Below are 23,626 nucleotides of genomic sequence, written 5' to 3' on the forward strand. Positions count from 1 at the left end.
CATAACATCGAGAACTTGCGAGCGAAATCAGATTCCTTTCCACCCATCGTGTCAGGACATGTGCCGATCCCGCGGTTCACTCTTCGCGACGGCGCTGAGGGCAAAATGCCACTCCTTATTGCGCCATCTTGCACGTCAGATAGGGTTGTGGCCGCTCAGGAATACCGCGATGGTGTCCCCCAATAACGAAAGCCGCGAGATTGAAGAGGTCTGACATGCCCCTGATCCGAGAAGACGATCTGATCGAATCCATTGCCGAAGCACTTCAGTACATCTCGTACTTTCATCCACCAGACTTCGTGCGTGCCATGTCCGCAGCTTGGGAGCGCGAAGAAAACCCCGGCGCAAAACAGGCGATGGCGCAGATCCTCGTCAACAGCCGCATGTGCGCCATCGGGCGGCGACCGATCTGTCAGGACACCGGGGCGGCAAACATTCACGTCAAGTACGGTGTCGAGGCGAAAACCGATTTCAAACGCTCGCTTCAGGACATCTGCGACGAGGGCACACGACAGGGCTATCTGCGCGACACCAACCCTCTGCGGGCCTCGGTGGTGGTCGACCCGTTCGGCGCGCGCAAGAACTCAGGTGACAACACTCCATGTATGCTGACGGTCGAAATGGTCGCGGGGGACACGATCGAAGTCGAAGTTGCGGCCAAAGGCGGCGGGTCCGAAAACAAGGCGAAATTCACGACGCTGAATCCAAGCGGTTCTGTCGCTGACTGGGTTGTAAACACGGTCGAAACTCTTGGCGCGGGTTGGTGCCCACCGGGTATTCTGGGCATCGGGGTCGGAGGCAATGCCGACCGTGTGATGGCGCTGGCGAAAGCCGCGCTGTCAGAACCGATCGACCTGCACGACCTGCAACGGCGCGGTCCGTCGAACCGGACAGAAGAATTGCGGTTGGAGATCGCGGAGCGCGTCAACGCGCTTGGTATCGGTGCGCAAGGTCTGGGCGGAGTGACCACCGTGCTTGATGTCAAGATCCGGTCGTTCCCGACACATGCAGCGTCCTTGCCCGTTGGACTGATCCCGAATTGCGCAGCGACCCGGCATGTCCATTTCACACTGGATGGCTCCGGTTCAGCCGAGTTCACGCCGCCCGATCTGGCAGATTGGCCCGAGATCCTGCTGGATCAGGCCAGCGCGCAAGCACGACGCATTGACCTTGATGCGTTGTCGGATGACGTTCTCGCGTCGCTTGAACCCGGTCAAACGCTGCTATTGTCCGGAACGCTCTACACTGGACGTGATGCGGCACACAAACGGATGATCGACATGCTTGACCGGAGCGAAACCTTGCCCGTCGATCTGAGGGGCCGCGCGATCTATTACGTTGGACCGGTTGACGCGGTTGGTGATGAGGCAATTGGCCCAGCGGGCCCCACCACATCGACACGGATGGACAAGTTTACAGATCGCATTCTGGCCGATACCGGCTTGAAGGTGATGGTGGGCAAAGCGGAACGTGGTCCTGCAGGGTTGGAAGCCATCGCCAAACACAAGGCGGTGTACCTGATTGCCGTTGGCGGCGCGGCCTACCTTGTCTCCAAGGCGATCAAACAGGCGCGTCCCGTGGCGTTCGAGGATCTCGGAATGGAGGCGATCTACGAACTCAAGGTTGAGGACATGCCCGTGACCGTTGCCGTGGATACAAACGGCAATTCGATCCACAAAACCGGTCCGGCGGCATGGAAACGCGTACCGGTTCTCGCATGATGCCTTGATGGCACCCTGATAGCGGCGAAAATCTCAGAGCCTGCCGCACCCGGCAGGCTCTTCGCTTATTGGTAAGCAAGAACGGGCGCGGACAACGGCGTCCACGGCAACAGCGTTTTCCGCGTTCACGATGATCGGATTGATCTCTATTTCCGCAAGGACATAGCGCATGTCCCATGCGAGCCGGGACAGCGCAGCTGCGGACTGCGCCAGTTTCTCCGTGGCCAGCACAGGGCGTCCCCGATATCCGGACAGCAATTTGGCCGCCCGCAATCTGGCGATTGCCGCCGTGGCGTCCGCTTCTGAAAACGGCGCCATCAGGAGGGCTTGTTCATCAAGCAAGTCGACAAAGATGCCCCCCGGCGCGATTCGTATTGCTGGGCCGAAATCGGGGTCATTGATTGCCCCCAACGACCACTCGACGCCCGGCGCGACCATTTCGGCAACCAGAACCTCACCGGTAAACCGGGCAGACAGATCATCATACTGGTCAGCGACAGCTTGCAGGTCTTTAAGGCCAGCCTTGACGCCGCCTACATCTGACTTGTGCGAAAGCCCCGGCTGCGCGGTTTTGAGAACGACGCTCCCCCCGATCCGGCGAGCGGCCTCAACAGCCTCTGCTTTGGACGCTGCCAACACGTGTGAAGCACATTGGATGCCGTAGTCGGAGAAAAGCGCGTACCCTGCCGCCTCTCCGATCCAGTCCCGACCTCGAAGGGCGTCGCTCCAATGCTGCGCGCGCGGGTTCGACGGTTCGGCCAGTCGAAAGGGTTGTACCGGACGACGGTTGTGCAGTGCGCGCACGGCAGACAGCGCGTTCTGCATGCCGCTGATCAGGGGTATCCCCAAATCTGCAAGTCGGTCGGCAAGACCAGCGTCGTCGCTTCGGGAAAAGTTCGATACGGCGGCAAGGGGTTTTTCGGTTTCATCTATGGCGTCAGCAAGGGCTCGTGCGTGCATCTCGTGCAGGTAATAGCTTCCGCGCCAGTTCAGCACGTAGAGACCCGTTCCGACAGCTTTGTCTCCCATCATCGCTGTGATGGCGCGGGTGTATGTGGACTGTGCGTCCTGGCCTGTACCCCATGCGTCAAGCGGATTGTCTGCCACGATACCCGGCTCAAGGACCGATTGGATCGACGCCTTGGTCTCTGCGGATAACGTGGCATAGGACAGGCCGTGATCCTCGGCCATGTCAGCCATCAATTCACGCTCACCGCCGGAATCGTGAATGGATGCGATGCCCGGTGCGGGGGCCCGTCTGCCTTGCGCAAACAGAACAAGCATCGCGGCCATTTCATCGACCGAGGAGGCCATGTGCCCGCCCAGCCGTTCGACAAGGCTGCGGAACACATCGTCATTGCCGACCAACGCGCCGGTGTGCGAAATGGCCATCCGCGCGCCCAGCGCGGAGCGGCCGATCTTCAAGATGACGATAGGAATGTCGCGAGCCGCCGCCGCCTCCATAGCTGCGACAAATCTTTCGGGATCGCGCACGGTTTCCAGAAAGAGGCCGACGCATCGGGTTTCAGGCTGGGTGACCATCCAATGCAGATAGTCGGCTGCGGTGGTGACGGTTTCCGACCCGGTGCTGACCGCCTGCGAAAACCGCAACCGTCTGTCGTTGTTCATCAGCGCCCCAAGGATCGAGCCGGATTGCGCGATCAGTCCGATCCCTCCGGGTTTGAGATCGAGTGGAACGGGAAAGGGTGTCACCCTAAGGCCCAGGGTGATGTTGTGGAACCCCATGCTGTTCGGCCCACACAAGGCCGCCCCGGCCGCTCGAACCCTGTCGCCGATGCGGTGACGCATGGCCACGTCCGGGCATTCCGAAAAGATCGTAAGGGCCCGCGGACCGACTGAAAGCGCCTCGTCCACAGCTGCCTCCACACGCGCGGTCGCCACTGACAGGACAACATGCTCGGGTGCGCTGGGGCAATCACCGAGACTTTCTGAAATGCGGCCGTCTGACCCTTTGGCCAGCCGTGGATTGACCCGCGTGATCCGACCTGCAAAACCGCCTTCACTGACCATGCGATCCAGAGCGTGCCCGTAAGAGTCCGGGCGGTCCGAAACACCGACAAGCGCAATGCTTTTCGGTGCCAACAGCGCGTCCATGGACGATCTCGGAAAACTCTGGTCCTGCACGCCGCACCCTTTCTGAATGGATCAGAAGGGATATTGGTCGCAAGACGCGAACAGTTGAAATTCCGATTTTGTAAGGAGCGATTTATTCGGCTTATACCGGGACCACATCCGGCAAGGTGGCCCTTGCTTTCATCTCGTCGCGGATGATCTGGATAAAAGCCTGCGACGGAAGCGACAGCTCTGCGCCTGCCTTCACAACTAGGGCTGTGTCATATCGGATCTCGGGTTCAAAAGGACGCCAGCTGACGCCGTCTTGCAGCGGCATGCACCCGTTCAGCGCGTCAACGATGGCAATCCCGGCCCCTTCGGCCACCATTCTGCGAACGACCGCGAAAAAGAACCCATGGACCGGCGCACGCACTTCGAACCCGGCCTCCGCGCAGATCGCGCGCACTTGCCGGTCCACCTGGTTGCTGTCCTGAATACCAACCAAACGATGATCGGTAAGGTCCGCAGGCGTAATGCGATCTTTCTGCTCAAGGGCAGAGCCAGATGGAAAAATGCAGACGCATGGTAACGAGAACTGTTCCACCTCGAGCGTTGGCGCAGCGACGGGGGCTTCGACAAGACCGATGTCGCATTGTCCGTTGCTTACCAAGTAAGAGATCTGATGCGAGCTTCGGACGCGAAGATCAATTTCGACCAGTGGGTTATCCCTAGTATATCGCGCCACAAGCTCTGGCAAAAGACCGAACGCCGCTGCGCCGATGGCACCGATCCGAAGCAGGCCCGTACCACCCTGCTTGATGAGGCGTGCCCGGTTGGAAAACTGTTCGACGGCAAGGATCGACAGCTCGGCATCCATGTGAAGTAGATACGCCTCGGGCCGCGGCGCGAAATGCCCCTTGGAGCGGTGGAACAGCGGAAAACCCAGCATGTCTTCAAGACGCGACAGCGCGATGCTGATGGCCGGTTGCGTGAGATGCAGCCGATCCGCGGCCTTGGAAACCGAGCCCTCTTCCATGACGGCGTGAAAGACTTCGAGGTGGCGCAGCTTGAGATGCATGACCCAACTATAAGAAAAGGTCAGAAATCTGCTACTCAAATTATCGTTTTGTTACACGGTCTCGGTCAACCGTTCACCGAAGCGCTGATCACGAACAGCTTGCGCATATGATCATGGATCACCCATTCGCCGGTCCAGCCCTGTGGCAGAACCAACAGATCTCCCGGTCCGATGTCACGGCTGCGGCTGCCGTCGGAATTGGTGACCGTGGCCCGGCCGGACAGGATATGGCAGTATTCACCGGTAGTGGTGCGATCCGCGGTGAACCGCCCCGGCGTGCATTCCCAGACGCCGATCTTGGTCAGGCCGTCCGGCGAACTCCACAGCACGGAGGACGCTTCGGTCTGCCCGTCGGTGAGGGTCGTCGGCTTGGGGGCAAAATCGCCCAAGGGAACCGATGCTAGACCGGCAAAGGATTCGAGGTTGATCATGGCGGAGCTTTCAATGAGTGCCAGCGCGCCTTCAAGGCGCATCAGTCTTTCGGTTTCGACGGTTCTTTCTGCTGCCCGAACAGCTGCGCCAAAACCATCATGCCCGTCGTGACGAGGATCATGATGGTCGAGATCGAGGCAATGGTCGGGTCGATCTGATCGCGCAGCGCGTTGAACATGTTGCGGGTCAGCGTCGGATTGTCGCCACCTGACACGAACATCGCCACCACCACTTCATCGAACGAGGTGAGGAATGCCAAAAGCGCGCTGGTCACCACGGCAAACCGGATCTGCGGCAACGTCACGGTCAGAAACGCCTTCCAACGCGGTGCGCCAAGGCTACGGGCCGCCTCTTCCTGGCTCATGTCATAGCTCTTGAGCGCTGATCCCGTGACGATCACGACGAGCGGCAACGCGAGAACCGTATGCGCCAGCACAAGGCCGGTCATGGTGTAGAGAATCTTGAGCTGCACATAGGCGTAGAACGCGCCAATCGCGACCAGCACAACAGGCACCATCATCGGCGTGATCATCAGCACAAATGCTGCCCGGATGAAGCGGACTTTCGAACAATGTAGCCCATACGCCGCCAACACACCGATGGGCGTTGCGACCAGCATTGTCAGGAAAGCTGCCTTGAACGACGTGCGCGTCGCCTGCATCCATTCAGGTGATCCGAAATAATGATCATACCAGCGCGTCGACCAGGTTTCCGGTGGAAACTCGAGGTATTGGCTGTCGGAGAAGGACATGGGCACGACAATCAGGGTCGGCGTGACCAGCAACACCATTGTGATGACCGCAAAAACATAGAGCCACAGGCGCTGCCCATGCGTGACCTGCGTTTCGGTGGCCGGTGCATTGAACCAACGGAACATCAGTGCCCTCCTCCGGTCATCTTCTCGAGGTTCAGGAAACGCGAGGCAATCCAGAGGATCACCATTGTCGAAACCAACAACACGACGCCCAAAGCGCTGGCGGCCCCCCAGTTCACAAAGAGTTCGATGTTCGAGACGATCTGCATAGAGACCATGATCACCTTGCCACCACCCAAAACCGCAGGTGTCACGAAGAACCCGAGGCACAGGATGAACACCATCAAGGATCCGGCAAACAGCCCCGGAAGGGTCAGCGGAAAGAGTACCGTCCAGAACGCGCGCTTTGGACTGGCGCCAAGATTGGCAGCCGCCTTCATCAGGTCCCGGTCGATGGCCCGCATCGCGCCGTAGACCGGCAGGATCAGGAATGGCAGCATGATATGGACCATACCGATCAACGTACCGGTCATGTTGTGAACCATCTTTATCGGTTCGTCCCACAGTCCCAGAGAAATGCCCCAGTCATTCACCAGCCCGCGCTTTTGCAAAAGCACGAGCCATGCGTAGGTGCGCACAAGAAGCGAGGTCCAGAACGGCAAGAGCACAGTGATCAGGCAAAGATTGGCGATCCGGGTCGGCAAACCAGAAATGAAATAGGCCAACGGATAGCCAATCAGGATGCAAAGGCCGGTGGTGAGGAAACTGATCTCGAAGGTCGTTTGAAAAATCCGGGCGTAGGATTTTCGCTTCAGCATCCGTTCGTAGTTTTCCAGCGAAAACGTTCCGTCGGCCCCAATGAAGGACACATAGAAAAGCCACCCCACCGGAATGACGAGAATGACAAGGATCAGCAACATCGCCGGTAAGCCAAGGCCGAAAAGCTTCAGCTGCTCCAGCCGTTCATCGCGCCGCAATCCTGTTTCATTGATCCGCGCGGCCACCATCCTAGCGCTCGCTTCCGTCAATCAGGACCGTATCCTCAGGAGCCAGACACAACGTCAACGACTCTCCAACAGCCGGCAGCGCGGTCACATTTGCTCCGCGCATTGCACCGCGCAGCACCATCTGCCCGCCGCCGGGCAAATCTGCATGAAGCAGGAAACTATCGCCTTGATAGACGACCTCGGTTGCAGTTGCGGCGAAGTTGTTGACGCCATCGCGCGGACCTTCCCGTGACAGAACCACCCGTTCGGGACGGACCATCAACAAGAGATTGTCGGTTTCAATCTGGGGAACCTCACAGAGCAACCGCTGCCCGTCGTAAAGCACGTCCTTGCCGCTGCGGGATACCGGCAGAAAGGTGGATTCGCCGATGAAATCGGCAACAAACCGGTTGGCGGGGCGCTCATAAAGGTCGCGCGGGGTCGCAAGTTGCATGATCCGACCGTGGTTCACCACGGCGATGCGGTCCGACATGGTCAACGCCTCGCGTTGGTCATGCGTGACGTAAACCGTGGTCATCCCCAGCTTTTCGTGCAGGTGGCGCAATTCGATCTGCATCTGGTCGCGCAACTTCTTGTCGAGCGCGGACAGCGGTTCGTCCATCAGTAGGATTCGGGGTTCAAAGACAATGGCGCGGGCGACAGCAACGCGCTGACGCTGCCCGCCAGATAGTTGGTCGATGCGGCGATCTCCGAACCCACCCAACTGTACCGTTTCCAGCGCCGCCTCTACCCGTCTGCCGATCTCCGTTTTGGGCACCTTGCGCAACCGCAGAGGGTAACCCACGTTGCCCGCCACGGTCATGTGGGGAAACAGGGCATAGCTTTGAAAGGTCATGCCGACATCGCGCAGATGCGGGGGGGTACGGATCACTTCGCGGTCACCGAATTTCAGGCTTCCGCAATCGGGCCGCGTGAATCCCGCGAGCACCATCAAGAGTGTTGTCTTGCCTGACCCGGACGGACCAAGCAGCGTGAGGAACTCTCCGCTGCGCACCTCAAGCGACACATCGTCGAGCGCGTGTACGCGACCATAGGTCTTGGTGATGTTCCTGACCGAGATCGGCAGCGCTTCGGACGTTCTGTCGGTCAAGTCGAACCCTCGTCTTCTTTACTTGAGAAACATGCGGGCGCCAGAGCGCCCGCAGTTGCGATTTGCCAGAGCGACAGGATCACTCGGTCATCATTTCCTGATACATCTCGGCCGCGATGGTTTCCCATTTGGCGTACCAGTCCAGCGACACCGGCAGCTGCATGGCCGCGTTATCCGGCGAAGACGGCAGGCCCATTGCGACTTCTGCAGTGATTTCACCCGTGTCATAGGCGGCCTTGTTTGTCGGGCCGTAGGTGATGTATTTCGGCAAGTCGTCCTGATACTCGGGCTTGGAGATTTCGTTCAGGAATGCCATCGCCGTGTCCCGGTTGGGCGCGCCTTTGGGAACAGCAAAGCAGTCGTAATCCAACAGCGCCTGATTGAAGCTGTACTTGACCATGGCGCCGTCCTTGGCGGCATTATCAAAGCGGCCGTTCCAACCGGTGGTCATGTCGACCTCACCGTCCTTCATCAACTGGGCGTGCTGCGCACCCGAGGTCCAGAACACCGAGATATTCGGCTTCAACTCACGGATCTTGTCGATGGCGCGCTCAATGCCTTCTTCGCTGTCCAGCACGGAATAGACATCCTCTGGCGCCACACCATCAGCCATGAGCGCCGGTTCCAAAGCACCGGCGACCCCGCCGCGATAGGCACGGCTTCCCGGAAACTTCTCAACGTCCCAGAAATCCGCCCAGCTCTGCGGGCCCGCGTCGCCATACGTGTTGGTGTTCCAGGCGTAGACAGTCGAGAACACATCACCGCCCACACAATAATCAGTGTAGAGGCCCGGATAGAACGTAGACACGTCGATCACGCTGTAATCCAGTTTTTCAAGCAGACCCTCTGCGGCGGCACGCGCCGCGGACCCCGATCCGCTCGCCACGATATCAAGCGTCACCTGCCCCGACGACACCTGAAGTCGAACATCGGACATGCCGCCGTAGGTTTCCTGTTTGACCTCGATCCCGGTGTTGGCAGCGGCAGGTTCGAAAAGCGCCTTGCTCTGTGCTTCCTGATAAGAGCCGCCCCAGGATGCGATTGTAACGCTCTTGTCTTGTGCAAAGGCACTTGTGGCCATAACGGCGGCCGAGATCGTCAGAAGTGTTCTGGTTTTCATTGGTTTCCTCCCTTTGGATTGTTTTGACGGTCGTGCCAGCCCGGCGCGTGGCCGGTGGGCACAGATCCGTTTCGTCCTCCACTTGTCTCGATTGTGCTGGCACGTTCGGAACAAATGAAATTTCGAATCCTAAACCTTGGTTTCGATCCGTTAATACCGGGGGAAAGACCGGATCATGGCCCTGCCCGGCGTGTCATCCCATGCGCAGTGCCCTTTCAAATTGTCGTTGATCGTTCCACCGGTACCAGGACACGGCGGCAGGCAAGAACCATGGCTTGCCGCGATAAAGCGGACGTGTCGGGAACGGCAGGCCATCAAAGGCCGTAACGCCCTCGGCCAGGCCGAGAACCTTCTGTCCCGCCCGCATCCCCAGATAGGGCGCCATCGACACCCCGGACCCGCAATAGCCCATCGCGTAATGTACGCCGTCATACACGCCCGTATGCGCCAGTTCGTCGAAACTGTAGGCGACGGTGCCGCTCCAGGCATGAGACAGGGCCACGCCTTCGAGTTCGGGAAAGATACGGCACATATCCTGCCTGATCCGGGTCGCTCCGGCCAGTGCAGTGGTCTCGGATGCCGACACTCTGCCACCGAACAGGACGCGCCTGCGGTCCGGAGATGCGCGATAATAGTAGACAACCTTGCAGGTATCGCTGGCGATGCGATCACCCGGAAACAGGGTGTCGATCGTGCTTTCCGGCAATTCCTCGGTTGCGATGATGTAGCTGCCAATGGGGATCACGCGGCGCTGCAACCACGGCGTCAGCGCGGTGGTATAGCCATTGGTCGCGACGATCACATCGCGTGCCTCGACGGACCCCTTTGCGGTCTCGACGCGAAAGCCTGATCCCTGTCGGGCAATATGCGTCACGCGGCAATGACCAACAACCAAAGCCCCTGCATCAAGCGCAAGACGCAGCAGTTCGCGGTGAAACTTGCCCGGATGAAGCGAACAATGTGCCGAAAACACGACTCCGCCGAAATAGGTGTCTGTTCCCAATTGGGCACGCTGTTCGCTGCGGGGCACGGCGAAGCTTTCGATCCCTTCCTGCCTACGCATCTTTTCAGCGTCGCGGACAAGCGTTTCGTAATGCTGCGGCGTATGTGCTGCATGAAACCGTCCGACACGGCGAAAATCGCAGTCCAGCCCTTCGGCCGCAACGAAGTCACCGATCCATTTCAGCGCGTTGGAACCTTCTGCGCGGATCCCCTGCGCACGCCCGGCACCGAATTTCTCGGTCAGCTTTTCCAGTGAGGGCTTCACGCTTGTGCTGATCTGCCCGCCATTGCGGGTGCTGCATCCGAAGCCCGGATCTTCGGCATCCACAACCAAGGTAGACCGCCCGGCGCGCGCAGTGACTAAAGCAGCGCTCAGCCCAGTATACCCTGACCCGACGATCAGAACATCTACCTTGGCAGGCAGGTCTGCTGCCAACGGGGGCGGCGCACCGATTTGGTCATGCCAATAGGGACTTTGTCTGATCTCGGTCAGTTGCATTGAATCGAACCCGGTTCCCATAGCTCGGGCAAGACATTTCCGCCCGCTGGCTTGATCCGAAGGCTAGGCGACTATTGGCACGCAACTCATATCCAATATGATAAAACAATCAGACCAATCTTCGCGTCTGGTCAGCGCGAAGCGCGGGCAGATCGCGCAAAACACCGATGCCCCATGCGATGTCCTCGGGCGTGGCGCAGCCAAAGCCAAAGACCACCCCGGATTGGGGGTTCGGGGACAGGCAATACCGCCCCAAGGGCGCAAGGGTAACACCCGCCTGTCTGGCCTGCTGCACGATATCGGTTTCGCTGAAACCAGCCTCAAGGAAAGCGGGCGTATGAAACCCGCTGGTCGTCTTTTGCAGGCGAATGCTGTCGGGCAGGGTTCGTGAGGCATCTTGCAGGGCTTCGTGACGTGCCTTGTAGAGCTGTCGCATCAAACGGATATGAGTCGCGAAATGGCCCTCGTCCATGAATTCGGCGACCACCGCTTGGGTCATTGTAGACGGCCCGCTGGCCCATGTGTCAAACATCTTGTCGAAGTTGTCTACCATGCGGTCGGGCACCAAGACAAAGCCCAATCGCAGCGATGGGAACAGCGATTTCGAAAACGTGCCGACATATAACACGCGGCCATTGGCATCTATGCTGTGGAGCGCCGGACCCGGAGCGTTGCCAAAGTAAAACTCGCCATCATAGTCGTCTTCGATGATAAGGGCCTGTGCCTTTTCCGCTGCCTGCAACAGTTCCAACCTGCGCGGCAAGGACATCACGTGCCCAAGTGGCTGTTGATGCGACGGGGTGACGAAGGCCAGTCGGAAATGCGGTGCCTTGGCCAAGCCATCGGCGACAACCAGTCCCTCCTCGTCAACAGCGACAGGCACCATTTCCGCACCCTCGGACAAAAGCGCGTTGCGCGCGCCCGACGCCCCAGGGTTTTCCATCCAGACCCTGTCGCCGGGATTCAGGAAAAGCCGCCCAATCAAGGAAAACGCATGCTGTGCCCCCGAGGTGACGAACACCTGCTCGGGATGGCACCGGATTCCCTTGAGCGCACCAAGATGGGTTGCAATCGCGCGGCGAAGCGCCGCCAGTCCTTTTGGTTGCCCATAGCCCATGACATCGCTGCGAGCGCCCCGCAGGTGCCGGGCCGACAGACGCGCCCAATGCGCCATCGGAAACGCGTCCAGCGCAGGCAACGCCGTGGTGAACGCCCGCGGTTTGTGCGGCAACCACGACCGATGGGCAAAACCGGTCTGCGCTTCGCTGATCACGTAGGACAACCTTGGCTGTCGCCCCGCAGACCCGGAGGCCTGACGCGGAGCAGCGACAAGGTTCTGGTTCTCAAGCGTATCGCTGACGAATGTCCCTGCACCTATGCGAGAGACAAGCATACCTTCCGACACAAGTCGGTCGATCGCGTCGATTACAGTGGTGCGCGATACTCCGATTTCGCGGGCCAGCACACGGGTCGCCGGCAACCGATCACCGGCACCCAGCGCGCCCGACAGGATCTTGTCACGCAAGGCCATATAAAGCTGAACACTGACGCTGCGCCTGAGCGAACGGTCAAGCCGGATCGAGGACAACAGCGCTCCGGCGGCATGTTTCAAGGTCGGCCCCGACAATTGGTATGAAGAAAAAGCCTAAATGGATATATCTGGCATCCCGATTTTTCGCCAGCTTTTTCACAGAACCGCCCAGCCCGGACGGTCGTAGCCAGTGGTGGTCAATGAAACTCGTCAAGCTTGAAACCTTTTCCAACCAATATGTCTGTTTCGTGCGTGCGACCGCCGAAGACGGCGCGCAAGGCTGGGGTCAGGTCGCGCCATACTATGCCGACATAACGGCGCAGGTCGTGCACCGGCAGGTCGCGCCATATGCCTTGGGCATGGAGTGCGGCGATATCGACGCCATGCTTGAAACGGTGCGCGACCGTGAACACAAGTTTCCCGGATCCTATCTGCGGCGGGCGATGGGGGGTGTCGACACGGCGCTCTGGGACATGCGCGGAAAACGCGAAGGCAAACCGGTCTGCGCCCTAATCGGAGGCACTCCGGGTAAGGTGCGGGCCTATGGGTCGTCAATGAAACGCGACATCACACCGAAGGACGAAGCGGAACGGCTGCTGAGATTGCGTGACACCCAAGGTTTCGACGCCTTCAAGTTCCGCATCGGAGCAGAGGTCGGGCACGATCAGGACGAATGGCCCGGAAGAACCGAAGAGATCGTCCCCACGATGCGGAAGGCCATGGGGGATAGCGTTGCGCTGCTTGTCGATGCCAATTCCTGCTATTCGCCAGCCCGCGCCATCGAAGTCGGGCGCATGCTGCAGGACCATGGAATCTCGCATTACGAAGAGCCTTGCCCCTACTGGGAGTTTTCCCAGACAAAGGAAGTGACCGACGCGCTCGAGATCGATGTAACCGGCGGCGAACAGGACTGCATGATGGAACGGTGGCAGACGATGATCGCGGACCGCGTCGTCGATGTGCTGCAACCCGACATCTGCTATCTCGGCGGTCTGTCACGCACGTTGCGCGTGGCCCGCATGGCAGAAGCCGCAGGACTTCCGATCACTCCGCACGCGGCAAACCTTACGATGGTGACGCTGTTCACCATGCACCTGCTGCGCGCGATCCCGAACGCCGGAAAGTATCTGGAGTTTTCGATCGAAGGGCTGGATTACTATCCTTGGCAGGATGGTCTTTTTACGTCCGATCCGTACCGGATCGAAGACGGTTGCGCCACGGTCACCGATGCCCCCGGTTGGGGCGTCGAGGTCTCGCCCGAATGGTTGGCGAAGTCCGACTACCGGGTGTCAGAGCCGGGGTGAACATCCGCGTGCCGACACCAGATCGCATGCAGATCTGAAGCGGGCGCTCCTTCCGCTTGTTCTTCTGCGTCTGACGATCGGCCTATCGGAAATACGACAGGCCCTTGTTACGTGCGGCATTCACCCAATTTGGCACAAACGGGACGATCTTGTCCTGCGTCGGCACCATCATTTCGATGAAATTCGCGCCGGGATGTGCAAGAGCGGCCGCAAGCGCCGGTTCGATCTGTTCTTCCGACGTCACGCGGGTTGCCGAGAAGCCAAATCCTTCGGCAACCTTTACATAATCGACAGCGCCGAAATCGGTGGTCCACGGTGCATCGACGTCGTCCAGAAGGATGGCTTCGCCCCGGATCCATCCATAGCTGTCATTGCGCATCAGGATCACGGTGATGTTTTTGCCGCTGCGCCGGATGGTTTCGAAGTCACCCAGAACAAAGGCCAAAGACCCATCGCCTGTCAGACAAATCACTGGACCGTCGCTGGCATAGGCCGCGCCGATGGCTGCAGGCACGGAATAGCCAAGCGCCCCCATGGAGTAGTTCGTCAGATAGCGTCGCCCGGCTTTGCGCACCGACATGAGCGCAGATGGATAGATCGCGGCAACACCCGGTTCGGCCGTGACGATCCCATCATCGGGCAACAGCCGATCCAGTGATTGAGCCAGCCGGACCGGCGACAAAGTGCCTTTCGGCATGGGGATATTGGCGTTGAACACCGCATCCAGCGCCGATTGCTTCAGTTCGGTCAAATCCACGCTTGGGCGATCAAGATCAGGATGCCCAAGGCGAAGCAGCTCCAGCAGGTATTCCAGCGTTGCCCGCGCATCGCCGACGAGTCCAACGGCAAGCGGGAAGTTGTTTCCCATATGGGCTTCGGCGATGTCGAGTTGGATGAACGTCTTGGACTGTGGCGCTCCGTACAGCGTCCAGTGATTGGTGGAACTGGAATCCGTGTTTGACCCAATGAGAAAGATGGTATCGGCGGCACCGGCATAGTCGTTGGCATACCCCATACCACCCCGCGCACCGATCACACGCAGCGACAGTGGGTGGGTCTCGGGGACCGTGCCTTTGCCGGGCGTTGTGGTTGCGACGGGGATTTGCAACAGCTCGGCGAGTTCGAGCACCGCAGCACCAGCCCCGGAAATGAGCGCGCCCTGACCACACACGATCAACGGCTTTTCGGCAGCAAGGAGCAAGGCCATTGCCTGTCTGATCTTCGCATGATCCGCGACAGGGCGGTGGGCCGGGTAGTGCCGATACTCCGGCTCTGCATAAAGATCGGTGATCTCGGCCTCTTCGTGGAAGACATTGATCGGCACCCGAACATGCACCGGTGCAGGGCGTCCCGAGGTTGCGACCCGAAACGCCCGGCGCAGGAGGAAGGGGATATCTTCCACGCGCGTGAGGTAGAAGGATTCCTTGCAGATGCTCGAATACAGCGCCGTCTGGTCAAGGCCCGTCAGGCCGTGCTTCTTGTCCTGATTCACTGGAATATCCGAGCTGAAGAAGATCACCGGAACCGACGACAAATACGCTTCGGCAATGCCGGGCGCGCAATGGGTGACGCCGGGACTGGGCGCTTCAAGAACGGCGGGCCGGCCCGTGACCTTGGCAAAAGCCTCGGCCGCGAAGGACGCGGTGCGTTCATCACGCGTCAGAACGAATTTGATCGGTGACGAGTTTTGCCACTCCTTGTACCAGCCGATGGTTGTTTCGCCCGGCAATCCGAACACACACCCGACCTCGTGCAGCTTCAGCATCCTGAGAATGACTTGCGCGCCGTTCATCCGTGTCATGCGCTTTCCTTCACTGTTTGAGATTGTCCGCACCCACAGGGTCGCGGGGGCGAAGTGCTTTGCCAAGCAAAATGGGCGTCAGGTACATCGGGAATTGGTAACAGCCAATGAACAGCAGAACCCGGTCCATCACCTCGGGCGGCAGGGCGACAAGGAACAGCGCGATATTGCGGTTCCCAGCGATGATGCTTGTACCCGTGCGATCACGCGTTTCGTCTTCGACCGGGACAAAGCGATGCGCCAGAAGTTGTAGCCCGAAATTGATGACAAAGGCGAAAGCCAGCCAGGACGCGAAATGCAGCGGTGACGAAAGCAACGCAGGACCGGCAGCGCTCATCAGGCCGATGACGACGACAGCCAGCAAAATGGCCGACCCACCATCAAGCGCGGTACGACCGGTCTCACTCATATCGCGCCAGAGGAACCAGCGCAGAGCAAAGGCCGTTCCGACGGCACCAAACACCACGCCGATCAATCGGACCGTGCCAAGCAGAGCCTGCACTGGGGACTCTACAATTGGAGACAGTGTCAAAACCGCCAAAGCGGTGAGGGGGAACAGCGCTGTCCCGACCAGCATGATCCGCATGGCGACTGACGGGTCCTGCCCCATGAGGATTGTGAAGTTGGCGCTTCCCGTGACAGACGGTGCCGCCAAGACCAGAACAAGGGCCATGCCCCACGGCGTTGAGGCCATCCCCATAGCTGTCAGGACACCTAACGCCAAAAGCGGTGCAAACAATTGGTATCCGATCACCGTACGTAGCGTGTGACCCACTGCCTTGAAGCTGCCAAGCGTGGCGCGCGGCCCGATGCGCAATGCGGCCACGAACAGCAATCCACTGACCAGTTCCGGCAGCCAGGGCCGCATCGTCTGTGCGACCCCGGGCAAGGCAAGCCCCGCCGCCAAACCGGCGACAAGGCTCCAGCGTCCGTGCCGGGCAGCGAAGGCGAGCGGGCTCACTATCTTTGTCGGATGTTATCAGGCAGCCACGTCGCCAGTTCGGGGAAGGCGATCAGGACAAAGACCATAACCACCATGATGAGGAACATCGGGATCGCCGCCTTGGCGATGAAGTTCATCTCGTGGGTCGTCATTCCCTGAAGCACGAACAGGTTGAACCCGATGGGCGGCGTGATCTGTGCCATCTCGACAACCACCACGATGAAGATGCCGAACCAGATGATGTCGATGCCGGCATCCCGGATCATCGGCTCGACCACAGCCATGGTCAGAACCACCGAGGAGATGCCATCAAGGAACATGCCGAGGATGATGTAGAACACCAGCAGCGCCATCAGCAATTCGAAACGGCTGAGCTCAAGCGAGGCGATCAGGTCCGCCAATCCGCGCGGCAAGCCGGTGAATCCCATCGAAAGAGACAGGAACGCTGCACCCGCAAGGATGAGCGCGATCATGGCAGATGTGCGGACCGCACCCATCAGGCTTTCGGTGAAGGTGCTCCAAGTCAGCGAGCCTTGCGTAGCCGCCAGCACCATCGATCCAATGACACCAAAGGCCGCGGCCTCGGTCGCCGTGGCAAAGCCCAGATACATCGAGCCGATCACCACAAGGATCAGACAGATGACGGGGATCAGAAAGCGCGAGTTCTTGACTTTCTCGACAAAGCTCATGGGTTCTTCGGGGATCGGATTGAAGTCTTTGGACACGAAAGACATCACGGCCACATACGCCATGAACATCGAGGCCAGCACCAAGCCCGGCAAAATGCCCGCCATAAACAGTTTGGTGATCGATTCATTGATCGTGACGCCATAGACGATCAGAGTCAGTGACGGGGGGATCATCAAACCCAGCGTTGCGGCACCAGCCAGCGTGCCGATCACCATGTTTTCGGGATAGTTGCGTTTGCGCAGTTCCGGGATCGACATCTTGCCGACTGTGGTCAGCGTCGCGGCGGACGAGCCAGACACAGCCGCAAAGACCGTACACCCCACGATGTTGGTGTGCACCAGCCCACCTGGCAATCGCGCAAGCCAGGGCGACAGTCCACGGAACATGTCCTCGGACAATCGCGTTCGGTACAGGATCTCGCCCATCCAGATAAACAAAGGCAGCGCGGTCAGCGTCCACGACGACGACGCGCCCCAGACGCGGGTGATCATGGCATCGCCGGGTGGACGGGATGTAAACAACTCCATCCCGACAAAGGCGACGCCCATAAGTGCAAGCCCGACCCAGACACCGGAACCGAGCAGGAAGAACAGAACGAAGAGGAAGATGGCAATCGGGGCAAGCTGTTCCATGATGCGTTACTCCGCGTGGCTCTGTTCAATCAGATCGGATTTGATCCCGTGTTCGCCTTTGAAGAGCAGTTGAACCAGATGGTCCCAGAAAGCGATGGCCAACAGAATGGCGCCAACGGACATCGAGATCTGGGGAACCCAGATCGGGGTCTTATCCAGCCCTTGGCTGATCTCATTCCAGCGCCATGACACATACGTGCCTTTGACGGCGTACCAGGCAAAATAGGTCGCGATCAGCGTTCCCATGCCAAAGCAAAACGTCTCGCCCCAGCGTCGCTTTGGCCCCAAAGCGCTCAGAACAAGGGATACCCGAATGTGCGCGCCATGGTTCAGAGCATAGGCAAAAGCGAAGAACGATGCGGCCGCCATGCAGTACCCGGCATAATCGGTTGCTCCGGGAAAAGTGACACCTGACCAACGCGCCAGCATCTGCAAGACAATGATGGCCAGAATGCCAACGAGGAAAAACGCAGCGATGATCCCACCTGCCAGATAGAGAAAGTCAAGAATACGTCTGAGCGCGCGCACTGCCGCCATTTTCCCGGTCCTGTCTGTGAATGATTTGAAATGGGCCGGGGCGACGTCTTGATTTAGACGATCATCCCGGCCCGTTCAGCTATCTTCAGTTTCCGGCCTTATAGGCATCCACGATGGCTTTTCCGGCATCGCCGGCAACAGCAAGCCATTCGTCGGTCATCGTCGCACCGATGGCCTGAAGCTCGCCCACAAGGGTGTCACTTGCGGCCTCGACGGTCATGCCGCCCTCACGAAGACCATTCAGGGTAAAGTCGGTGTAATCCTTCGAGCGCTGAAGCCCTTCTGCCTTTGCAGCGGCCGCGCAATCGTTCATGACGGCCTTGTTTGCGTCATCCAGATCATTCCACGCGTCCATGTTCACAAAGACTGCGTTGCGCGGCAGCCATGCATCCACGATGTAGAAATGGTTGAGATGTTCCCACACCTTGCGGTCGTAGCCCGTGGCACCCGAAGAGATCATCGAATCCGCCACGCCGGTTGCGAAAGCCTGGCTGATTTCGGCAGCTTCGATCTGAACCGGGATCATGCCTGTGAGTTCGGCCAACCGCGCGGTTGCGGTTGAATAGGACCGGAATTTGACCCCGTTCATATCCGCGACCGAATTGACCGGGTTACGGAAGTACAGACCCTGCGGCGGCCACGGCACCGAATAGAGGTAGTGCAGGTTATCTTCGGCCAGGACTTCAGCAACGGCTGGCCCTGCGATTTCCCAAAGCTTTTCGTGCTCGTCAAAAGACGACACGAGGAATGGGATGGAGTCCACGCCGTAGAGCGGGTTCTCATTCTCGTGGGCCGACAGAAGGCGTTCGCCGATATTGGCCTGACCGGTCTGGACGGCGCGCTTGATTTCGTTGCCCGGGAACAGCGAACCCGATGGGTGGGTTACAATCTCAAGATTGCCGCCGGTTCCATCGGTGACGCACTTGGCAAAATTCGCGCCGACTTCCGAGTGGAAGTTCGAAGCGGCATAGGCCATCGGCATATCCCACGTCTCGGCCATGACCGGAGCGGCCACGGTGGTCGCCAGCGCGACACCTGCGGTTAAGTTCATTAGCATTTTCATTTTTTAGTCTCCCTGTGGTTTGGTTCGGTTTTCTTGATTTGATCCCGTCACGCAGAGAAGCGTGCGGGAGAATAGGGGCTCAGGTCAATGTTTGGCTTGGTCTTGGACATGAGTTGAGCCACGATTCTTCCAGTTCGGGGGCCGCCAGTCAGTCCGACGTGATCGTGCCCGAACGCAACGTAGGCACCGGCAAGCTTCGGAACCTCGCCAATCACCGGAATCGAATCTGCCATGGACGGGCGGTGGCCCATCCATTCGACAGTTTTCTTCCAGGTGATCCCCGGAATGGCGGCCCGGATGTTGCGTTCCAACAAGTTGAACGGGGCACGCGACGGTGGTGCGTCCAACCCTCCGAATTCAACGACTCCGGCAAGGCGCAAACGGCCTTCCATCGGGGTAGCAACGAATTTCCCCGATGCCACCATGACCGGCGCACGGGGCATCACAGATGGCTCCCAAAGCTCCAGATGGTATCCCCGTTCGCTTTCCAAGGGTGCATTCAGCCCAAGCTTGGAAGCAAGCTGTTTTGACCAAGCTCCGGTACACAGCGCGACAGCATCGCAGGCGATTGTTTCGCCACCCGCACGCACGCCAGTGACTTGGCCATTTTCCTGCGCGAAATCGGTCACCTCGGCGCGGATGAATCTCGCACCCTGCGCCTCCGCATGAGCGGCAAGTGCTTTGACATAGGCGCCCGGATCACGAATGCGACCATGATCGCCCACCCGCGCCGCAAGGCCGATGTTATGAGCGAAGATCGGATCATATGCGCGAAACGCATCGCCTTCGAGGATATCCCAAGCAAACCCGTGTTCCTTGCGCACGGACCAACCAAGGGCGTCGCCCTCGTAATGCGCGCGATCGCGGTAAAGAAACAGATAGTCACTGGGCACGATCCACTTTTCGGCCCCGGTGCCAGCGGCAAGTGCTTGGTGGTCCGCAAGGCTGTCACCGATGATAGGGGCCAAAGCCGCTGCGCGCCGCCGCACCGCGGTTTGGTTGGTTGTCTTCAGGAACGACACCAGCCAAGGCATCAGCTTGGGCAAATACCCCCATTTCATGAACAGTGGCTGATCGGCACTGAACAGCATGCCTGGAGCCTTGCGCAAGAGGCCCGGAACCGCGACTGGAATGATGGAACAACTGGCAAGCACACCGCCATTGCCGTGGCTGGCGCCCGCTGCAGGACCGTCGCGGTCGATCAGAATAACCTTGTGACCGTCACGCTGGAGCCAAATGGCGGTCGACACGCCAACGATGCCGGCACCGATGATGGCGATGGTTTTGGCCTCGCTCATGCCGCGCGTCCCTGGCTGATGCAGTAGTGGTTGAGCTTGTCGAGATCCGGCTGGATGCCAAGCCCCGGCACATCCGGCACTTGCACGTGACCACCATCGCAGGGAAACGGCGTCTCTAGAATATCCTCCGCCAGATAGTAGCGGGCCTGATAGAACTCGCATCCGAGGTCGATGGCCTGAGTGGCCGCGATCAGGTGCGTACCGGCAAGGTGTGCAATCCCTGCTTCGAACATGTCGCCGCCATAAGCGCCCAAACCATGTCTGGCCGCCATCGTGGCGACAGATTGCGCGCGCGCAAAACCTCCCGATTTCATCAGCTTGATCGACACCCCATCGCAAATGCCTTCGCGCAGGGCGCGTGACATGTCTTCTGGACCAAAAACGCTTTCGTCCGCCAAGAGAGGTACGTCGATGGCCTCGCGGATTTGCGCCATGAGGTCGTAAAGCGGCGCGCGCACTGGCTGTTCGATGAAATCCGGCCGGAACGTCGCCACATCGCGGACACGCGCCAAGGCCTCCTCGGGATCTAAGCCCTGATTATAGTCCACGCGCACTGCGAATTCGGGATAGTCCTGCGCCAGCGTCTCAAGGCGCATCACGTCAAAAGCGTGATCCCGGAAACCCGTCTTGAGCTTGACGATGCGAACGTCATCCTCGCGCAAACGATCCAGCAAAGCGCGGTCCTGCGAAAAGTCCGGGTTGGCCAGGGAGACCGAGAGCGGGATCGCATCGCGACACTTCCCACCGAGTAGCTGGTGAATTGGTTGTTTGGAAATGTGCCCGGCAAGATCCAGAAGAGCCGTATCAAGCGCTGCTTTTGCCTCGGTGCAATGCGCCACCGCCCGGTCGGCGTCGAGCATGATCTTTTCACGATCCCCAACTTTTCGACCCAAGACCAATGGCCGGATATACCGATCCAAAGCGGCATAGGTCGCTTCAGGGGACCCCGTGAACACCACCCAAGGAGACGCCTCTCCCCAACCGGTTTCACCGCCTTCCGAGGTCAGTCGCAGAACGACGACTTCACACGCGCCATCGACCCGCCCAATGCCATGATCTCGGGCCGAAACAACGGGCAGCGAAAGGTACCACAGGTCAAAGCCGGTGATGTTCTGGTCTGTGTCGCTCATCCGCGGAAGTCCCCCATTCCAATGAGCGTGCCTTGAGGATTACATCATTTCAAATACAAAGATTTTGCGACTTCATAATTTTTCTTGATACATAGGGTACATGTCTACACCGTTTCGCCAATTCCAAGCCTTCCACGCCATCATGGAGCGCGGCACCGTAACGGCAGCCGCTGAACACCTCGGAGTGTCACAGCCCGCCATCAGCAACCTGCTGTCGCAACTGGAACGGCGCACCAAGTTCAAGCTTTTCGAACGCAGAAGGGGCCGACTTGTCCCGACGCCCGAAGCGGCGGTGTTGTTTGAAGAGATTGATACGATTGTGCGGGGGCTCGACCATGTGAACCAAGCGGTGGCGGACCTGCAAAATCGCACCGCGGGCCAGCTACAGGTTGCAACCAACCATGCCTTGGCATTCGGCTTTATCCCAGCAGAAATCGCTGTGTTCTGCGAGAAACGACCGAACCTGACCCTTGCCGTTCAGTCTCAGTATTCCGGCAAGATACAGGAATGGGTCGCCGCAGGTCTGTATGAGATCGGGATCTGCGAACGCCCCATCCTGCACGAAGGTCTTGAAGAGCGTCGATTCACCTTTGAAACCCTCTGCGCCATTCCGGAAGGCGCTGGTCTGGCCGAGGATGCAACCGTGACACCGTCCGCATTGGACGACTACCCGTTCATCATCATGGGTGCAGATCACATGGTCACCCGCCGAACGCGCGAGGCCTTTCATTCGAACGGGGCACATTTCAGAGTGCGATGCCACACTGACCTGTTTCGAAATGCGCTTAACCTCGTAAAACAGGGGTTAGGGGCAGCAATGATCGACCCCTTTACACTCGCGAGCGACGACGGACAGGGATACGTGGTCCGGCGATTGGAGCCGACAGTTCATCTCGACATCGTCATCGTGACACGGCGCGATCGACCGATTTCGGTTGTCGGGCAGGAATTTCTTGATCAGATCATTCCCGAGATGGAGAAGATCGCAATAGACGTAACGCAGGACAGGATAGACGCATGAAAGCGCAAGGTGGCAAGGCGATTTACGGTGCGACCGTGGGCATTCTCATGCTTGAAGCGCGGTTTCCCCGCATCCCGGGGGACATGGGGAATGCAACAAGTTGGGACTTTCCCGTCCATTACAAGATCGTGCGCGGAGCATCTCCAGACAAGGTCGTGCGCAGGAATGCTGAAGGACTTTTGCCGGACTTCATCGCCGCCGCGCGGGAACTGGTCGCTGATGGTGCCGACGGGATCACGACGAATTGCGGATTTCTGTCGATTTTCCAGAAGGATATCGCAAAAGCCGTCGGGGTGCCCGTCGCGACGTCCTCTCTGATGCAGACCGCGATGGTCAATGCCCTTCTCCCCCCCGGCAAGAAGGCGGGGATTCTGACGATCTCCGGGAGTTCTCTGACACAAGCCCACCTGAACGCAGCCGGAGTGCCACTGGATACACCAATCGGCACAACGGAAGGCGGCCGCGAATTCACCCGCGCCATTCTGGGAAACGAACCCGAGTTGGACGTCGCCGCGGCCGAAGCAGACAATGTCGATGCCGCCCGACGGCTCGTGGCAAGCAACCCGGATTTAGGAGCCTTGGTGCTCGAATGCACCAACATGGGACCCTACGCATCCGCGATCCGCGCTGCGACGGGATTGCCCGTTTTTTCGATTCTCAATTTTGTGTCGTGGTTCCAGGCTGGCTTGTCGCCAAGGAAATTCTGAAAAGCAACAAGCGGCAACGACAATGAACCGCATCAGTGAAGCGGTGTAAGACGGTCTGAACCGCGCCGGGTTTGCCGGAGGCTTCAACTCATGAGTAGGATGGAGCATTATGACGAAGACAACGAACAAGTATTCACCAGAAGTGCGCGAGCGTGCCGTGCGAATGGTATTGGATGGCGCAGGTCAGCATGAG

General features: G+C 59.1%; 20 protein-coding genes. 4 read left to right on the top strand and 16 right to left on the bottom strand.

Going from position 1 to position 23,626, the window contains the following annotated elements; genetic code table 11:
- Window positions 1–215: 215 nt before the first annotated feature.
- Window positions 216–1,721, top strand: a complete 1,506-nt coding sequence (locus JJ869_RS05405) for a fumarate hydratase (protein ID WP_292265108.1) — start codon at window positions 216–218, stop codon at window positions 1,719–1,721.
- Window positions 1,722–1,754: 33 nt separating this feature from the next.
- Here JJ869_RS05405 and JJ869_RS05410 read toward each other — a convergent pair whose 3' ends face one another.
- The 9 genes from JJ869_RS05410 to JJ869_RS05450 all read right to left on the bottom strand — a co-directional run bounded on the left by JJ869_RS05410 (window position 1,755) and on the right by JJ869_RS05450 (window position 12,388).
- Complete coding sequence (locus tag JJ869_RS05410) at window positions 1,755–3,836, bottom strand: acetate--CoA ligase family protein (RefSeq protein WP_292265110.1); 2,082 nt, start codon at window positions 3,834–3,836, stop codon at window positions 1,755–1,757.
- Between the two features lie 121 nt (window positions 3,837–3,957).
- Entirely contained in the window at window positions 3,958–4,872 is a 915-nt protein-coding gene (locus tag JJ869_RS05415) for a LysR family transcriptional regulator (RefSeq protein ID WP_292265112.1), read from the bottom strand.
- 65 nt (window positions 4,873–4,937) lie between these two features.
- Window positions 4,938–5,345: a cupin domain-containing protein gene (locus JJ869_RS05420; RefSeq protein WP_292265114.1), complete on the bottom strand. Its 408-nt coding sequence runs from the start codon at window positions 5,343–5,345 to the stop codon at window positions 4,938–4,940.
- Window positions 5,345–6,181: an ABC transporter permease gene (locus tag JJ869_RS05425; RefSeq protein WP_292265116.1), complete on the bottom strand. Its 837-nt coding sequence runs from the start codon at window positions 6,179–6,181 to the stop codon at window positions 5,345–5,347. Before JJ869_RS05425 ends, JJ869_RS05420 begins: the two co-directional genes overlap by 1 nt.
- The gene (locus tag JJ869_RS05430) at window positions 6,181–7,065 is read right to left on the bottom strand and encodes an ABC transporter permease (RefSeq protein WP_292265144.1); all 885 of its coding nucleotides are present in this window, start codon (window positions 7,063–7,065) and stop codon (window positions 6,181–6,183) included. The genes JJ869_RS05425 and JJ869_RS05430 overlap by 1 nt, the downstream gene beginning before the upstream one ends.
- A gap of 1 nt (window position 7,066) precedes the next feature.
- Complete coding sequence (locus tag JJ869_RS05435) at window positions 7,067–8,155, bottom strand: ABC transporter ATP-binding protein (protein WP_292265117.1); 1,089 nt, start codon at window positions 8,153–8,155, stop codon at window positions 7,067–7,069.
- A 79-nt stretch (window positions 8,156–8,234) separates the two neighbouring features.
- Window positions 8,235–9,275, bottom strand: a complete 1,041-nt coding sequence (locus tag JJ869_RS05440; protein ID WP_292265119.1) for a polyamine ABC transporter substrate-binding protein — start codon at window positions 9,273–9,275, stop codon at window positions 8,235–8,237.
- 193 nt (window positions 9,276–9,468) lie between these two features.
- Complete coding sequence (locus JJ869_RS05445; protein WP_292265121.1) at window positions 9,469–10,776, bottom strand: FAD-binding oxidoreductase; 1,308 nt, start codon at window positions 10,774–10,776, stop codon at window positions 9,469–9,471.
- 109 nt (window positions 10,777–10,885) lie between these two features.
- Entirely contained in the window at window positions 10,886–12,388 is a 1,503-nt protein-coding gene (locus JJ869_RS05450; RefSeq protein ID WP_292265123.1) for a PLP-dependent aminotransferase family protein, read from the bottom strand.
- Between the two features lie 119 nt (window positions 12,389–12,507).
- Between JJ869_RS05450 and JJ869_RS05455 the strand changes: the two genes are divergently transcribed.
- Window positions 12,508–13,611 carry a mandelate racemase/muconate lactonizing enzyme family protein gene (locus JJ869_RS05455; RefSeq protein ID WP_292265125.1) on the top strand — a complete coding sequence of 368 codons (1,104 nt, stop codon included), beginning with the start codon at window positions 12,508–12,510 and terminating at the stop codon, window positions 13,609–13,611.
- An 82-nt stretch (window positions 13,612–13,693) separates the two neighbouring features.
- On the opposite strand, the gene JJ869_RS05460 is transcribed toward JJ869_RS05455, so the two are convergent.
- The 7 genes from JJ869_RS05460 to JJ869_RS05490 form a co-directional block, all read right to left on the bottom strand.
- Window positions 13,694–15,412, bottom strand: coding sequence for a thiamine pyrophosphate-binding protein (locus JJ869_RS05460; RefSeq protein WP_292265127.1), 1,719 nt, complete (start codon window positions 15,410–15,412; stop codon window positions 13,694–13,696).
- Window positions 15,413–15,422: 10 nt separating this feature from the next.
- Window positions 15,423–16,373: a hypothetical protein gene (locus tag JJ869_RS05465; protein ID WP_292265128.1), complete on the bottom strand. Its 951-nt coding sequence runs from the start codon at window positions 16,371–16,373 to the stop codon at window positions 15,423–15,425.
- Window positions 16,373–17,677, bottom strand: coding sequence for a TRAP transporter large permease subunit (locus tag JJ869_RS05470; RefSeq protein WP_292265130.1), 1,305 nt, complete (start codon window positions 17,675–17,677; stop codon window positions 16,373–16,375). Before JJ869_RS05470 ends, JJ869_RS05465 begins: the two co-directional genes overlap by 1 nt.
- A 6-nt stretch (window positions 17,678–17,683) precedes the next feature.
- Window positions 17,684–18,214: a TRAP transporter small permease gene (locus JJ869_RS05475; protein WP_292265132.1), complete on the bottom strand. Its 531-nt coding sequence runs from the start codon at window positions 18,212–18,214 to the stop codon at window positions 17,684–17,686.
- Window positions 18,215–18,299: 85 nt separating this feature from the next.
- Window positions 18,300–19,277: a TRAP transporter substrate-binding protein gene (locus JJ869_RS05480; RefSeq protein ID WP_292265134.1), complete on the bottom strand. Its 978-nt coding sequence runs from the start codon at window positions 19,275–19,277 to the stop codon at window positions 18,300–18,302.
- Window positions 19,278–19,324: 47 nt separating this feature from the next.
- A complete protein-coding gene (locus JJ869_RS05485) occupies window positions 19,325–20,575 on the bottom strand; it encodes an FAD-binding oxidoreductase (RefSeq protein ID WP_292265136.1) in 1,251 nt (416 codons plus the stop codon).
- The gene (locus JJ869_RS05490; protein WP_292265138.1) at window positions 20,572–21,705 is read right to left on the bottom strand and encodes an enolase C-terminal domain-like protein; all 1,134 of its coding nucleotides are present in this window, start codon (window positions 21,703–21,705) and stop codon (window positions 20,572–20,574) included. Before JJ869_RS05490 ends, JJ869_RS05485 begins: the two co-directional genes overlap by 4 nt.
- A gap of 100 nt (window positions 21,706–21,805) precedes the next feature.
- Here JJ869_RS05490 and JJ869_RS05495 point away from each other — a divergent pair, with 100 nt between their 5' ends.
- The gene (locus tag JJ869_RS05495) at window positions 21,806–22,726 is read left to right on the top strand and encodes a LysR substrate-binding domain-containing protein (protein ID WP_292265140.1); all 921 of its coding nucleotides are present in this window, start codon (window positions 21,806–21,808) and stop codon (window positions 22,724–22,726) included.
- Window positions 22,723–23,433, top strand: coding sequence for an aspartate/glutamate racemase family protein (locus tag JJ869_RS05500; RefSeq protein ID WP_292265142.1), 711 nt, complete (start codon window positions 22,723–22,725; stop codon window positions 23,431–23,433). The genes JJ869_RS05495 and JJ869_RS05500 overlap by 4 nt, the downstream gene beginning before the upstream one ends.
- Window positions 23,434–23,626: the final 193 nt, after the last annotated feature.

Source organism: Marivita sp., from assembly GCF_017643905.1.
Taxonomy (GTDB): Bacteria; Pseudomonadota; Alphaproteobacteria; order Rhodobacterales; family Rhodobacteraceae; genus Marivita.

Bases quoted from the DNA above. Each gene is read 5' to 3' on its own strand.
- JJ869_RS05475 (WP_292265132.1), bottom strand. From the start codon at position 18,214: ATGGCGGCAGTGCGCGCGCTCAGACGTATTCTTGACTTTCTCTATCTG.
- JJ869_RS05410 (WP_292265110.1), bottom strand. From the start codon at position 3,836: ATGGACGCGCTGTTGGCACCGAAAAGCATTGCGCTTGTCGGTGTTTCG.
- JJ869_RS05460 (WP_292265127.1), bottom strand. From the start codon at position 15,412: ATGACACGGATGAACGGCGCGCAAGTCATTCTCAGGATGCTGAAGCTG.
- JJ869_RS05425 (WP_292265116.1), bottom strand. From the start codon at position 6,181: ATGTTCCGTTGGTTCAATGCACCGGCCACCGAAACGCAGGTCACGCAT.
- JJ869_RS05445 (WP_292265121.1), bottom strand. From the start codon at position 10,776: ATGCAACTGACCGAGATCAGACAAAGTCCCTATTGGCATGACCAAATC.
- JJ869_RS05490 (WP_292265138.1), bottom strand. From the start codon at position 21,705: ATGAGCGACACAGACCAGAACATCACCGGCTTTGACCTGTGGTACCTT.
- JJ869_RS05470 (WP_292265130.1), bottom strand. From the start codon at position 17,677: ATGGAACAGCTTGCCCCGATTGCCATCTTCCTCTTCGTTCTGTTCTTC.
- JJ869_RS05440 (WP_292265119.1), bottom strand. From the start codon at position 9,275: ATGAAAACCAGAACACTTCTGACGATCTCGGCCGCCGTTATGGCCACA.
- JJ869_RS05430 (WP_292265144.1), bottom strand. From the start codon at position 7,065: ATGGTGGCCGCGCGGATCAATGAAACAGGATTGCGGCGCGATGAACGG.
- JJ869_RS05480 (WP_292265134.1), bottom strand. From the start codon at position 19,277: ATGAAAATGCTAATGAACTTAACCGCAGGTGTCGCGCTGGCGACCACC.
- JJ869_RS05500 (WP_292265142.1), top strand. From the start codon at position 22,723: ATGAAAGCGCAAGGTGGCAAGGCGATTTACGGTGCGACCGTGGGCATT.
- JJ869_RS05495 (WP_292265140.1), top strand. From the start codon at position 21,806: ATGTCTACACCGTTTCGCCAATTCCAAGCCTTCCACGCCATCATGGAG.
- JJ869_RS05420 (WP_292265114.1), bottom strand. From the start codon at position 5,345: ATGCGCCTTGAAGGCGCGCTGGCACTCATTGAAAGCTCCGCCATGATC.
- JJ869_RS05485 (WP_292265136.1), bottom strand. From the start codon at position 20,575: ATGAGCGAGGCCAAAACCATCGCCATCATCGGTGCCGGCATCGTTGGC.
- JJ869_RS05415 (WP_292265112.1), bottom strand. From the start codon at position 4,872: ATGCATCTCAAGCTGCGCCACCTCGAAGTCTTTCACGCCGTCATGGAA.
- JJ869_RS05455 (WP_292265125.1), top strand. From the start codon at position 12,508: ATGAAACTCGTCAAGCTTGAAACCTTTTCCAACCAATATGTCTGTTTC.
- JJ869_RS05405 (WP_292265108.1), top strand. From the start codon at position 216: ATGCCCCTGATCCGAGAAGACGATCTGATCGAATCCATTGCCGAAGCA.